At 46.6% G+C, this 13,525-nt stretch carries 15 protein-coding genes and 1 riboswitch; of the genes, 10 read left to right on the forward strand and 5 right to left on the reverse strand.

Annotation, left to right across the window (positions count from 1 at the left end; translation table 11 throughout):
* The first annotated feature begins 79 nt into the window (after positions 1 to 79).
* Positions 80 to 177, forward strand: a riboswitch (SAM riboswitch).
* Positions 178 to 485: 308 nt separating this feature from the next.
* From metK to FNY66_RS04935, 7 genes are all read left to right on the forward strand, one after another.
* Positions 486 to 1,673, forward strand: a complete 1,188-nt coding sequence (gene metK, locus FNY66_RS04905) for a methionine adenosyltransferase (RefSeq protein WP_087152614.1) — start codon at positions 486 to 488, stop codon at positions 1,671 to 1,673.
* 119 nt (positions 1,674 to 1,792) lie between these two features.
* The gene (locus FNY66_RS04910; protein WP_087152615.1) at positions 1,793 to 2,848 is read left to right on the forward strand and encodes a sensor histidine kinase; all 1,056 of its coding nucleotides are present in this window, start codon (positions 1,793 to 1,795) and stop codon (positions 2,846 to 2,848) included.
* Positions 2,841 to 3,533, forward strand: coding sequence for a response regulator transcription factor (locus tag FNY66_RS04915; RefSeq protein ID WP_087152616.1), 693 nt, complete (start codon positions 2,841 to 2,843; stop codon positions 3,531 to 3,533). Before FNY66_RS04910 ends, FNY66_RS04915 begins: the two co-directional genes overlap by 8 nt.
* 181 nt (positions 3,534 to 3,714) lie before the next feature.
* Positions 3,715 to 4,242, forward strand: a complete 528-nt coding sequence (locus FNY66_RS04920) for an RNA polymerase sigma factor (RefSeq protein WP_150310447.1) — start codon at positions 3,715 to 3,717, stop codon at positions 4,240 to 4,242.
* On the forward strand, positions 4,229 to 5,488 hold the full coding sequence (locus FNY66_RS04925) for an anti sigma factor C-terminal domain-containing protein (RefSeq protein WP_150310448.1): 1,260 nt from the start codon (positions 4,229 to 4,231) through the stop codon (positions 5,486 to 5,488). The genes FNY66_RS04920 and FNY66_RS04925 overlap by 14 nt, the downstream gene beginning before the upstream one ends.
* 120 nt (positions 5,489 to 5,608) lie before the next feature.
* A complete protein-coding gene (locus tag FNY66_RS04930; RefSeq protein WP_150310449.1) occupies positions 5,609 to 5,941 on the forward strand; it encodes a PadR family transcriptional regulator in 333 nt (110 codons plus the stop codon).
* Positions 5,928 to 6,620 (forward strand): DUF2812 domain-containing protein, encoded by a 693-nt coding sequence (locus FNY66_RS04935; protein ID WP_190324786.1) that lies wholly within the window; start codon positions 5,928 to 5,930, stop codon positions 6,618 to 6,620. Before FNY66_RS04930 ends, FNY66_RS04935 begins: the two co-directional genes overlap by 14 nt.
* A gap of 29 nt (positions 6,621 to 6,649) precedes the next feature.
* Here FNY66_RS04935 and FNY66_RS04940 read toward each other — a convergent pair whose 3' ends face one another.
* Both FNY66_RS04940 and FNY66_RS04945 read right to left on the reverse strand, forming a co-directional pair.
* Positions 6,650 to 8,002, reverse strand: coding sequence for a cytidylate kinase family protein (locus FNY66_RS04940; protein WP_087152095.1), 1,353 nt, complete (start codon positions 8,000 to 8,002; stop codon positions 6,650 to 6,652).
* A 62-nt stretch (positions 8,003 to 8,064) separates the two neighbouring features.
* A complete protein-coding gene (locus FNY66_RS04945; protein ID WP_150310451.1) occupies positions 8,065 to 8,499 on the reverse strand; it encodes a MarR family winged helix-turn-helix transcriptional regulator in 435 nt (144 codons plus the stop codon).
* Between the two features lie 575 nt (positions 8,500 to 9,074).
* Between FNY66_RS04945 and FNY66_RS04950 the strand changes: the two genes are divergently transcribed.
* From FNY66_RS04950 to FNY66_RS04960, 3 genes are all read left to right on the forward strand, one after another.
* The gene (locus FNY66_RS04950) at positions 9,075 to 9,629 is read left to right on the forward strand and encodes a VanZ family protein (RefSeq protein ID WP_190324787.1); all 555 of its coding nucleotides are present in this window, start codon (positions 9,075 to 9,077) and stop codon (positions 9,627 to 9,629) included.
* Between the two features lie 147 nt (positions 9,630 to 9,776).
* Positions 9,777 to 9,995, forward strand: a complete 219-nt coding sequence (locus tag FNY66_RS04955; RefSeq protein ID WP_150310453.1) for a hypothetical protein — start codon at positions 9,777 to 9,779, stop codon at positions 9,993 to 9,995.
* A gap of 175 nt (positions 9,996 to 10,170) precedes the next feature.
* Positions 10,171 to 11,859: a carbon starvation CstA family protein gene (locus tag FNY66_RS04960; RefSeq protein ID WP_087152099.1), complete on the forward strand. Its 1,689-nt coding sequence runs from the start codon at positions 10,171 to 10,173 to the stop codon at positions 11,857 to 11,859.
* Here the strand turns inward: FNY66_RS04960 and FNY66_RS04965 are convergent.
* The 3 genes from FNY66_RS04965 to FNY66_RS04975 are packed head-to-tail and all read right to left on the reverse strand — an operon-like array spanning position 11,856 to position 13,521.
* Positions 11,856 to 12,383, reverse strand: a complete 528-nt coding sequence (locus FNY66_RS04965; protein WP_150310454.1) for a hypothetical protein — start codon at positions 12,381 to 12,383, stop codon at positions 11,856 to 11,858. The two genes, FNY66_RS04960 and FNY66_RS04965, sit on opposite strands and share 4 nt — an antisense overlap.
* An 11-nt stretch (positions 12,384 to 12,394) precedes the next feature.
* Complete coding sequence (locus tag FNY66_RS04970; protein ID WP_087152101.1) at positions 12,395 to 13,138, reverse strand: ABC transporter ATP-binding protein; 744 nt, start codon at positions 13,136 to 13,138, stop codon at positions 12,395 to 12,397.
* A 2-nt stretch (positions 13,139 to 13,140) separates the two neighbouring features.
* Positions 13,141 to 13,521: a GntR family transcriptional regulator gene (locus tag FNY66_RS04975; RefSeq protein WP_087152102.1), complete on the reverse strand. Its 381-nt coding sequence runs from the start codon at positions 13,519 to 13,521 to the stop codon at positions 13,141 to 13,143.
* Positions 13,522 to 13,525 lie beyond the last annotated feature (4 nt).

The following is a 13,525-nucleotide window of genomic DNA, read 5'->3' on the forward strand; positions in this document are numbered from 1 at the left end:
AATCTATAAATTCTATTGACATTTCAGCATATACGCTGTAAAGTTCTTTACTGGAACAAAACTAAATTATAGAAACTTTCTCTTATTCAGAGCAGTGGAGATACAAAGGATCTGTGAAGCTGCGGCAACCCCTTACATGGAAGGTGCCAACCTGAGCGAGTGATCGAACAATAAGAGGATTGTAGCGATAGATATCGGCAGTCCGCTTTGCGGACTGCCTTCTTTATTTCCGTCTGGCAAGGATTGCCTGCGCCGGAAGAATTTCGACGGATGCCGTGCTTGCACGGCAGGGCGGAGAAATCTTCCGGGATAGGCAGGCTGCCCGCGACCGAGATGAAACGGAGTGGAATCGAGGTCTGCGCAGGCAATCCGAAAAAAAGGCCTGCGCCGGAAGAATTTCGACGGACGCCGTGCTAATGTATGACGGACAATCCCAAGGAGAAAGTTAAACCGGAATTTCGGTATGCAGAGAGGAGTTTTATCGTATGGAGAAATTATTATTTACGTCTGAGTCAGTTACCGAGGGACATCCGGACAAGATGTGCGACCAGATTTCTGACGCCATCCTGGATGCTCTTATGGAGCAGGATCCCATGAGCCGCGTTGCGTGCGAGACGTGCTGTACCACAGGTATGGTAATGGTCATGGGAGAGATTACTACAAAGGCCTATGTGGATATCCCGAAGATTGTGCGCGACACAGTCCGTGAGATCGGATACACTAGAGGAAAATTCGGATTCGATGCGGACACCTGCGGCGTGATCACAACGATCGATGAGCAGTCTGCAGATATTGCACTGGGAGTTGACAAGGCTCTGGAGGCAAAGGAACATACAATGTCGGAGGATGATATTGAGGCGATTGGAGCCGGGGATCAGGGAATGATGTTCGGCTATGCATCCGATGAGACAGAAGAGTATATGCCTTATCCGATTGCAATGGCGCATAAACTGGCGCGTCAGCTTACAAAAGTGAGAAAAGACGGTACACTGCCGTATCTTCGTCCGGACGGAAAGACACAGGTGACGGTAGAGTATGATGAAAATCATATGCCGAAGCGCCTGGATGCGGTTGTCCTTTCCACACAGCATGATCCGGATGTGACGCAGGAGAAGATCCATGCGGATATTAAGAAATATGTTTTCGATGAGATCATCCCGGCCGATATGGTAGATGACGACACGAAGTTCTTCATCAATCCGACAGGAAGATTCGTCATCGGCGGCCCCCACGGCGACAGCGGACTGACGGGACGTAAGATCATTGTTGATACATACGGCGGCATGGCACGCCACGGCGGCGGCGCATTTTCCGGAAAGGACTGCACAAAGGTGGACCGCTCCGCAGCATATGCGGCGCGTTATGCGGCCAAGAATATTGTCGCTGCGGGACTGGCAAAACGCTGTGAGATCCAGCTTTCCTATGCCATTGGCGTGGCTCAGCCTACATCAATCTCTGTAGATACATTCGGTACAGGTAAAGTTTCCGATTCTCAGCTTGTTGAGATCCTGCGGGAAAACTTTGATTTCCGTCCGGCAGGGATTATAAGAATGCTCGGTCTGCGCAGACCGATTTACAAGCAGACGGCGGCGTACGGACACTTCGGGCGCACGGATCTGGATCTTCCGTGGGAGAAACTGGATAAGGTTGACGAGCTTAAGAAATATTTGTAAAATATTCTGATAATAGTCGTCAAAAGTACCGGGTACTTTTGTAAGGGTGCCCGGTACTTTTTATACAACAGGGAAATCAAAGCGGACCTGTTTAACGAGTCCTGGGAAAGGAGTGTTCGATGAAACTCAGAACAAAACTGGTTATTGTATTCCTGGCGGTCATGATTCTTCCGATGATATTTATGACAGTTGCCGTAAACACCATCGGAACCGGTGAAGCAAACGAGATCCAGCAGCTGTACATGATTCTTGTATGTATAACAACGGGGCTGCTTATATACTGGATCTATCGTTCGGTATCTGTTCCTCTGACCAAGCTGCAGAAAGCGGCGCGCAATATCAAAGAAGGAAATCTGGATTTTGAGATCAGGCAGGAGTCTGACGACGAGATCGGACAGCTTTGTCAGGATTTTGAGGAGATGCGCCTGCGGCTGAAAGCAAATGCAGAAGAAAAGGTTCAGTTCGACAGGGAAAATAAAGAGCTCATCAGTAATATTTCCCATGATCTTAAGACCCCGATCACTGCCATTAAAGGTTATGTAGAGGGAATCATGGACGGAGTGGCAGATACGCCGGAAAAGATGGACAGATATATCAAGACCATATATAATAAGGCTAATGAGATGGATCTGCTTATCAATGAGCTGACGCTGTATTCCAAGATAGATACCAACAGGATCCCGTATAATTTTGCCACGATCTCCGCGAAAGAGTATTTCGAGGACTGCGCGGAGGATCTTCATATGGAGCTGGAGGCGAAAGGGGTATCTTTCAGCTACCGCAATGCTATGGAGGAAGACTCTAAGGTGATCGTAGATCCGGAGCAGCTCAGGAGAGTCATCAACAACATTGTGTCAAATTCCCTGAAATATATGGATAAACCTAAGGGAAAGATCACGATGGAGGTAAAGGATGTGGGAGATTTTGTCCAGATCGAACTGGGCGACAATGGAAAGGGAATTGCGTCAAAAGATCTGCCATATATCTTTGACAGATTTTACCGTACGGACGCATCGAGAAATTCGTCTAAAGGCGGCAGCGGCATAGGACTTTCTATTGTGAAGAAAATCGTCGAGGAGCACGGAGGCAATATCTGGGCCACCAGTGAAGAGGGCGCTGGTACGACAATGTATTTTGTAATCAGAAAATATCAGGAGGTACCGATTGATGAGTAAGCGTATTTTGATTGTGGAAGACGAGGAGAGCATCGCAGATCTTGAGAAAGATTATCTGGAACTTAGCAGCTTTGAAGTGGAAGTGGCAAATGACGGAGAAACCGGACTTAAAAAAGGTCTTGAGGGTGATTTTGACCTGATCATTCTTGATCTGATGCTTCCCGGCGTGGACGGGTTCGAGATCTGCCGTCAGATCAGAGACAGGAAGAACACGCCGATTATTATGGTGTCGGCTAAGAAGGACGATATCGACAAGATAAGAGGACTGGGGCTTGGCGCAGATGATTATATGACAAAACCGTTCAGTCCGAGCGAGCTGGTGGCGCGTGTAAAAGCTCATCTGGCAAGATATGAGAGACTGATCGGAAGCAATGTAGAAGAGAATAAAGTCATAGAGATCCGTGGCCTGAAGATAGACACAACGGCGCGGCGCGTGTGGGTGAACGGCGAGGAGAGGTCGTTTACCACAAAGGAATTTGACCTTCTGACATTTCTTGCAGGGCACCCGAACCATGTATACACGAAGGAAGAGCTTTTCCGCGAGATTTGGGATATGGAGTCCATCGGTGATATTGCAACGGTAACAGTGCATATCAAGAAGATCAGAGAGAAAATAGAGTACGATACATCACATCCGCAGTATATCGAGACAATCTGGGGTGTGGGATACCGGTTTAAAGTATAAACAAAAACAGAACAGACATCTGCCGTTCGGCGATACCAGTCAGGTATAGCCGGGCGGTTTTTTATTTAGCAGGAAACTTCCGATGATTTGTAACAGTTTATGTCAGACAGATGTTATATTAGTAGAAGAAGCAATATACAGGAAGGGAAGATAAGCGTTAACAGACAAAGGGGGTGAGGGCTTGGACAAAGAAATTCTGGAAGAACTGTATCACAGATACGGGCAGGAAATATGCAGATATCTGACCGCCATATGCAGGGACCGGTTTATGGCGGAGGATATCCTGCAGGATGTATTCTGCAAAGCAATTCTCTCACTTCCCTCAGGCCATGTAAATGCCCGGGCGTGGCTCTATATGGTAGGAAGAAATCTTCTCCTCAATGAATTAAAAAAACAGAGGAGACAGATATATTCGGAAGAACCGGAAACAAGAGCGGAAGACAGAATGAACAATTCCGACGGGATATCCGGCGGGAATCCGGAGGAACAGACGATTAAAGAAGAGGAAAGCAAACTCCTCAGGCAGGCCCTGCTCTCGCTGGATATAAGGAAGAGAGAAATACTGATCTTAAACTATTTTGAACATTTTACATTGAAAGAGGCGGCCGCGATTATGGGAATATCCTATGAAAATGCAAGAATACTGAGTATGCGGGCAAAGCGGGAAATCCGCAGAATAATGGAGGTGAACGGTTATGAAGTATCATGAGCTGCTTGAATTATATAAAAAGAAAGAACTCGGAGAAGAACAGCGCGAGATGGTTGAGCGGGATCTGGAGCGGCACGAGGCCATCAGCGAGTATCTGTTTGAAAAGGAAGAGGCGGATATTCTGCAGGGGTCCGCGGAAATGGCGAAAGGATCTGAGAGACAGTCTGCCGGAAAAGGAAAAAATGCGGAAGATGATTTTACAAAGCGTGTGAACCGTGCGATCCGGCGGGCATTTCTGAAGATGGGAGCAGCAGTATGCGCCGTGACACTGATCGTTGTTCTTCTGATCCTGTTTGTGCTCCCGAACACTGTCTCGAACTTTTATTATGACCCGGGGCGTATCGTGAGCGAAAACAATTATGGGGGGACAACTAACCAGATGAGCCTCGATCTGGCAGTGTATACGGAACTCGCCCTGCCGGGCACTTACAGGGATGATGTACAGGTGGAAGACAGGGGGTACGGAAACTATGATATTACTATCTATCAAAGCGTGAGCAGGAGTGGGGAATCTCGTCATGTGGCGGGGCGGATAGAGAAAAACAAACTCAGGCTGTATGATATCAACTTGTTTAATAATCCGTCTGCAAATAACTTCGGATGGTTTCAGATGAATATGGACCGGAAAGATACTCTGACTGAGCAGGTGGAAAAGGGAGTGGGCAGTTTTGCCTATACGCCGGAGAGAAAAGAGCAGTCAGCCGAATATCTGGAGGAGCTGGACGATAATAAACTTTATCTGGCATGTGTGACGTTGGATAAGATACTTTCCTATGATGAATTTATCAGGTTCACGGAAAAATATTCGGAACAAATGTTGGATATCTGGTGTGTACCGAGGACTGCGGAGGATTCTCATATGCCCATAGGAAGACCTGCAAATCTGGGATTTTATATTCAGCTGGGGCAGTCTTCGATGCTGGAATGGGACCGTGAGAAATATCCGGATCTGATACTCTGGTCTTTTGACGATCCGTCAGAATGGGATGAAGCGGAAGAAAAAATAAAAGATGGAACATTTGCAGCAGAGCATTTTGCCGTAATGCTGGACTATATGTCCGAACAGGATGAATTCCTTGGAATGATGAGAGAGCAGACAGGGGAAACGTACGCTGAGGCTGCGGACTATATCAGGGAAAACGGACTGCAGATCTATGGATTTGCCTGTGTGGCCAACAAAGAAACGCTGCTTGAGCTGAATGCGGAGGAAGAAGTATTTGGGATCCGTACGGAAGATGCCGGTTAATTTTACTTGACTAATATATCATCTTACGATATATTATAATTACAATATATCATTTAACGATATATCAGGAGACGAAAACAGAATCGAAATATAAAGGAAAAACCGGAGAGAGGTGAGAGAATGTCAGAAAAAGAAACACCGTTGACAGAAGCGTTTTTCTATATATTACTGGCACTCAGAAGGCCGAACCATGGTTACGGTGTTATTCAGGAAGTGGAGAAACTGACAAAAGGAAGGGTAGTTCTTGGCGCCGGAACACTGTATGGAGCACTGCAGACCATGCAGAAGAGAGACTGGATCAGGATCTACAGCGAGGATACGGAATCAAGGAGAAAGAAAGAGTATATAATCACGGATACGGGACGATATGTGTTTGACGCCGAGAAAAAACGGCTCGCGGAACTTCTTGACAATGCAAAGCTCATGGAGGTGGAGAGCGATGATCAGATTTAGACTGTATTTTGATAAAGATAAAGAAACTGCATGGCTTAATGAGATGTCCGGATGCGGATGGGCGATGAACGGGTTTTTTGCGGGATTCTACAGATTTGAAAAATGTGAGCCGGGAGAGTATACATATCAGATTGATTTTGGAGATGAATTATACAGTGTAAGTGATGAATACCGCGGACTGATGGAAGATATCGGAGCCGAGATCGTTGCGCTCTGGGGCTATTGGATTATCCTGCGTAAACCTGCGGCTGAGGGGCCGTTCGAGCTGTATACGGATCCCGAATCAATGATCGAGCATTATACGAAAATACGCAGGATGTTTAAAGCCGTGACAATTCTGGAACTAGTAGGCCTTTTCATAGAAATCGGGTGTGGAATGGACGGGAATATGTTCGGATGGGCGTTTGCCGTTCTTATTGCGGCGCTGGTTCTTGTATGTATAAATGCGGTGATACGGACAAACGAGGTGATTGCAGAGCTGGAGGAACAAAAGAGCGGGATTGCGGCAGAAAAGAATGGCAGATATATTTCCGTACTGCTTCCGATCGGACTTCTGATCAACAGCGGCTTGATTATGATAGAGGAATCAGTCTCATCGTTTATCAGTTACCCGCTGCATTTTTTTGCGATCATTATGATGGCTGTCGGCCTTGTGCAGACAATGAGGAAGAGAAAGTAGAAAACAAAAGGCGGGCTGTTCCGGCATGATTATGCCGGGCTGCCTGCCTCGATTAATTTTATCTCAAGCAATTCTTTGATTATATTCTGAACAGCTGCTGTTCCTATTTCAGTATTGACGGTGAGATCATAATTCTGTGCCCGTCCCCAGAGGCGTCCGGTATAATAGCGATAGTTGTCAGAGCGTCTGTGATCCATTCTGCGTATCTTCTGAAGGGCGTCTTCTTTTGAAAGATTTTCTGTCTTCATGATTCGTTTTGTGCGATAATGTTCCGATGCGTGCAGGTAAACTTTCAGAGTGGCGGGACGGTCACGAAGTACATAATCCGCGCAGCGCCCTACGATCACACAGTTTCCTTTCTCTGCCAGATTCCGGATGACATTTGCCTCGGATTCAAAAATCTCATCGTGAGGGGACTCCTGAGTTTCTGAATACACATACATCTGGCTCATAAGGTCGTAAAGAAAACTGTTGGTCATGTTCTCTTCTCTGTCTCTGATAAACTGCGGATCGTATCCGGTAGATCCGGCAGTCATCTGAATGATTTCGTTATCGTAGAAAGCATATCCCAGTCTTTCGGCAAGTGCTTTCCCGATATCGTGCCCTCCGCTGCCATACTGCCGTCCGATCACAATGACAGGGCGTGGGGAAGAGCTGGTATTGCCGGCAGCGCTGCCGGATATGATATCCGGTGCGGTATTATTTTCAGTGGGAGCGGGAACGGCAGACTGCCGCAGGCTTTCGTCTGAATGAAAAAGTAATGTATCCAGAAAAGAAAGCTTCCTTCCGAACAGTCTGGCGATGAATCCGACCAGAAGCGCGGCGATAACTGTTCCCTCTCTGACGCCGTCCAGGCGGCGGGCGAAAATTATTGAGAGTACAGCTGCGATGACAGTCAGTGATACATCAAAAGCGACTTTGGTTGTACCGAATTCAGTCTTCCATGTGGATGAAACAGCCCGGACAAATGATTCACCCGGCAGCATAGCCACATTAGCCAGAACTTCCGTATATACGCCAAATCCCAGGATCAGACATCCGATCAGAAGATAGGCCACGCTTGATATGTATGATTGCGGATCGACGAAGAAAAGCATTACCATGGTCAGGTCAATAAAGTATCCGAACAGGATTGAAACCGGAATCTGCAGCAGATGTTCCGCCTTAAAATTCCTGCGGAGTATGATGAGCTGGATGAGAATCAGCAGGAGACTGAAAGCAATGGTGAACTGTCCCAGTGTAAACGGAAAATTAAGGCTGAGTACATAAGGGATCGAAGAAATCGGGGAGGTCCCCAGATTCGCTTTTGTGATCAGACTGACGCCCAGTGAATTTATGAAAAGTCCGATCAGAAATACAATATAACGTTTTAGTTTTTCCATTTTTTGTCATTCCTTTTCTTTATAGATTTGTACGCATGATTTACGTATGTGCAAAACGGGTGTTATTCCCCATTTGGATGCAAACGGGCTGTGTTTTTATAAATTTTCTGGAACAGCTCGGTGAATTTTGCCCTTTCATCAGTGGAGATACCCCGGAAAGCTTCCTCTTCCAGTTCGCTGAAGGCGTCTGTTACCAGTTTTAACTTTGATTTTCCCAGATCTGTCATGAAAACATAAAAACTTCTGCGGTTGCCTCCGAGCATACGGCGTTCTGCAAGTCCGATCTCTTCCATGCGGTTTAAGAGTGTAGTGAGAGTACCCGGTTCGATATGACATCCGTGCGCAATGTCTTTCTGGCTGGCACCGTCGTGATCGCTCAGATAGTCAAGTATCTTTGGCTGTCCGCTGGTCAGACCTGTGCCTTTGAGTTTTGCCAGGAGCTTTTTTTGAAACATGGAGTGTTCAGCCATAACAAGATAGTGAAAAGAACTGCTCATGATAGTGCGTGTCCCCCTTTTATAATAGATTATTTGAAAACAAATAGTTTGAATTCAAATTAAACAACAATATCTATTATAGGAGGATGAAAGAATATGTCAAGAATAAATTATAATGATAAAAAAGTGCATAATAAAAATCCACTGTATCGATTTCTTCTTCGTACAGTGGATTTTCAGATTATTACATCCATTGGATTCTGCCTCCTTTATTTAGTTTTTTATCTATGTAAAACTATTCATTGAATAGTGTTTTTGAATTTTTGTTTACCTTCCCATTGGACTATACCTCTTTTCTTTTATATTATGGAGTTTCGATTAAGTTTTTGGTGGTCCGTCCTCCTTTTATTTATTTTCTTTTTCTCTTTTGATGTAACTATAATAACTCACAACAAAAGAAATGTCAATACAAAATCTGATAAAAAATTTCTAAAATTAAAATATACAGAAAATTCAGAAAAATATAGTGAAAAACGTAGATATACAAAACAGTGATTAAAGAGTATAATCGAAAAGATCAGAGAAGGAATTGTTATGAAAATGAAGGGGAAGGCAGCCGGTGAAGGAAGATGATCATGAGGAGAAGAGTTTTTTTAATACTGATGATATTGTGGATGGCAGGTATTTTTGTGTTTTCCTCGCGCTCCGGAGATGAATCGACAGAGGACAGTTATTTTGTGGGGGCTATGGTCGGAGATTTTTTTGTGCCGGGGTTTGACGAGTGGAGCCCGGAGAAACAGCAGGAGTTTGCAGAGAAGATCGATCATCCGGTACGCAAAACAGCCCATGCGGCAGAGTATGCGGTACTGGGACTTCTGGCGGCGGGAGTATGTATTCCGTCAATCGCGAGCAGGAGCGATGAAAACGAGATACAGGAAGAAGCCGGATATGGCGGTTTTATAAATAGCAGAGTGGGAAAAGCGGGCAAAGAACTGCTGGTTCCATGGGTGATCGCAGTGGCATATGCCGCGACGGATGAGTTTCATCAGCTCTTTGTGCCGGGCAGGAGCGGTCAGATTTCAGATGTGGTATTGGACAGCGCAGGTGCGCTGGCGGGACTTTTGATACTGACGGTGGTGCGGGGAATTATGAAAAACAGGCGGAACAGAGTGAAAAACAGCACAGAGTAATTTGAAATTCAAAATAAAAATAGAGTGCAATCTAATTTTCTATTGACAAACCGGATTTTTGAGATATAATAAAACCGGATTGAAAAAAGCCAATGCGAAGAACAGGACAGGACTTCTATGGCCGGTATGCTTTCAGAGAGTTTCCGTATGGTGCGAGGAAACAGCATGGTCAGGAACGCTATCACCTGCGAGCAGTCAGGGCGAAAGGAATCAGGGCAGATCCACAATAAACAGGAATGCCATGAGCTGATTAACCCGGACCGGAATTCCCCCGTTATAGGGAAATCTGTTGAACCGCAGTATAAAACCGATGATCCGGATACATATGCGGGAGACAGGACAGAGAGACCGGAAAATATCCGGTAACAGAAGTGGTAACGCGGAGGAAAAGCTTCGTCTTCTGACAGAGTAATCTGGCAGAGGGCGATTTTTTTGTGCCGGAAGGCAGTAATGCCTATCGGGAGTTGGCTTTGGTCCGAAAATATCTGAAAAGATATTTTCTAACTTATCACAGTTTTTCTTTAACAAAGGAGAGAGGATTATGAACACTTTAGTAATCGTACTGATCGCCGCTGTATGTCTGATCGCAGCATATGCGCTGTACGGACGATGGCTGGCGAAGAAATGGGGAATCGACCCGAAAGCAAAGACACCTGCAGTTCTTCATAATGACGGGCAGGATTATGTGCCGACAGACGGATGGACAGTATTTGCCCACCAATTTTCGTCAATAGCAGGTGCAGGACCGGTTACCGGAGCAATACAGGCCGCTGCATTCGGATGGCTGCCGGTACTTCTGTGGATCATCCTCGGAGGTATCTTCTTCGGTGCTGTTACAGACTTCGGTGCACTGTACGCAAGTGTGAAGAACGACGGCAAATCCATGGGACTTCTGATAGAGAAATATATCGGAAAAGCAGGACGTAAGCTGTTCCTGGGATTCTGCTGGCTGTTCTGCTTGATCGTTATTGCTGCGTTTGCAGATATGGTGGCTGATACATTTAACGCATATGTAGTGACAGACGGCGTACAGACACTTGCTGAAAATGCTACTGTAAACGGTGCGGCAGGAAGTATTTCCCTGTTCTTTATTCTGTTCGCGGTGGTATTCGGTGTAGTACAGCATAAAGTACACTTTACCGGATGGAAAGAAGTGGTATTCGGACTGGTATGTACGGTACTTGCATTTGTATTTGGTATGAACTTCCCAGTGATCCTGGGAAAAGATATGTGGGTATACATTGCATTTATCTATATCTTCCTTGCAGCGGTGCTGCCGATGTGGTTTGTGATGCAGCCACGAGACTACATGTCCACATTTATGTTTGTCGGAATGATCGCCGGTGCGGTGCTCGGCCTCCTGTTTGCGCATCCGTCAATGAACCTTCCGGCATTTACAGGATTCCAGAATGAGAGCTTGGGAACACTTTTCCCGATCCTGTTTGTAACGGTTGCCTGCGGTGCGGTATCCGGATTCCACAGTCTGGTATCCTCCGGTACTTCATCTAAGACAATTTCAAATGAGAAAGATATGCTGAAAGTCGGATATGGCGCAATGGTACTGGAAAGTCTTCTGGCTGTTATCGCTCTCTGTGTGGCAGGTGCTGCGGCAGGGGCGGACGGAACAGCGGCAGTGGGAACACCGTTCCAGATCTTCTCATCAGGAGTTGCAGGATTCCTTGAGATGTTCGGTATCCCGGTCTATGTGGCACAGAGCTTCATGACGATGTGTGTATCCGCGCTGGCATTTACCACGCTGGATTCTGTTGCGCGTATCGGACGTATGTCCTTCCAGGAGCTGTTCAGCGTGGACGACATGGAACACGCTGAGGGATGGAGAAAAGTCCTCTGCAATAAATATTTTGCGACGATCATCACACTGGTATTCGGCTACATACTGACACAGGTGGGATACTCTAATATCTGGCCGCTGTTCGGAAGTGCCAATCAGCTGCTGAGCGCACTTGTCCTGATCACACTGTGCGTATTCCTGAAAGTGACAGGCAGAACGCTTAAGACGCTCGTCCCGCCGTTCGTGATCATGCTGATCGTGACATTCTCAGCACTGGTGCAGAGATTTATTTCTCTTGTAAAAGCATTCTCAGCCGGAACGGGAGTGTTCATGGTTGAGGGACTGCAGCTTATCGTAGCCGTGCTTCTTATGATCTTGGGAGTGACGATCGTGGTTACTTCCGGGAAAGAACTTATAAAGAAGAAAGCTGCAAACTAATGCTGTTTATATCGCAGCCAGTCAGTCAAAAGCAGCGCGCCTGTAAAGACAGTGCAGAAAATCAGGGCATAACCGAGCTGGGGCATCGTCTGTGCGATCGGTGCATTGTGTCCGAAGACTGTGAATGTCACCGCAAGAAAGATGATCAGGCTGCCGATATAGAAAAGAACCGCGCCGCGCAGGAGCAGGAGTGCTTTTGCGCGGTACATTTTTGCAATATCCACAGGGGCAAAGCGGTATTTGATGAGAACAGGCAGTACGCGGCCCTGCTCGCGGATCTGGAACAGCGCGCTGTTTAGCGGCGGCAGGGTGATCACAAAGCATAGAACAAACCACGCAAGATCAAAAGTGTAAGATTCCACTGCGGCATCGGACGTCCCGATATTCTGAAGGGCGTGGGATGCATTGCCCGCCACAGAGGCATCCAGTGCTGTCCTCAAAAAGAGAGAAAAGAAAGCGAGAATCAGCAATACCCGGAAAGTGGTACATTTCCTGTGTTGGTTTTCATATTTGTAGTAATTCATGGCGCACCTCCTCATCTATCCTTTGATCTTGTGCCATTCGTGTGTTCCAGATCCAACAGATCCCTGATGCGCGGAGCTGCCTTGCCGGTGTATTCTTTGTATTTATCATTAAGAGATTCTCTGGGAGCACATTCGACGAGACGGCCGTTCTCCAGGATCAGCAGATAGTCCGCGAGACGATCTACATCTTCCGTGATATGAGTGGACAGCAGAATCCCCATATCCTGATCGAGCAGTTCTCCAAGCAGAGAGAGAAACTCATGGCGGAACACCGGATCGAAACCTTCAAGCGGCTCATCAAGGATGAGAAAATCCGGATGATGTGCCAATGAGAAGCAGATCTGAAGCTTCATAAATTCCCCTTTGGAGAGTTCATAGATCCGTTTGGACGGACTTACGTTCAGTCTGTCCAGATATGCGGAGTAATCCCGAACCGACCAGTCCGGATAGAATTCTCCATAGGTAAGGCCGTTCGATGCGACCGACTCCTCCATAAAGAACGGACATTTTTCGCTGATATAACCGAGCTTCTGCCGATACAGGACAGGAGAAGCTTTGAATGAGATTCCGTCAATCTGTGTCTCTCCGGAAAATCCCTGAGAGACTCCGCTGATGCAGTCCAGAAGAGTTGTCTTGCCGGAACCGTTGACTCCGGCAAGGACGTAGAAGTAGCCGCTCTCCATGGAAAATGAGATGCTGTCGAGACAGAAATGACGGTATCGTTTTGTAATATTTGTGCAGGTAAACGACGACATGTTTACTCACCTCCCTTATCCCAGAACATACGGACCATATCAGACACTTCCTCCGGAGAGAGCCCCAGACTTTTCCCTTCCTGTATCATATCGCGGAGCCTTTTCTCGTATTCCCGAAGCCGGCTTTCCATGAGAAGACTATGATTCACTTCGCTTACGAAGAAGCCCTTTCCCTGTTCGGAATAGACCAGTCCCTGTTTTTCCAGTTCTTCATATGCCCGTTTGGTCGTGATGACGCTGATACTTAGTTCTCTTGCAAGAGAACGGATCGAGGGCAGCATGTCACCGGGACTGAGTTCGTGGTTCACTATAGAATTTTTGACCGCCAGTACGATCTGTTCATAGATCGGCCGGGGACTGTTTTCGTTAATAAAAATCTTCACGTTA

The sequence above is a fragment of the Mediterraneibacter catenae genome (assembly GCF_008691045.1).
Taxonomy (GTDB): Bacteria; Bacillota; Clostridia; order Lachnospirales; family Lachnospiraceae; genus Mediterraneibacter; species Mediterraneibacter ornithocaccae.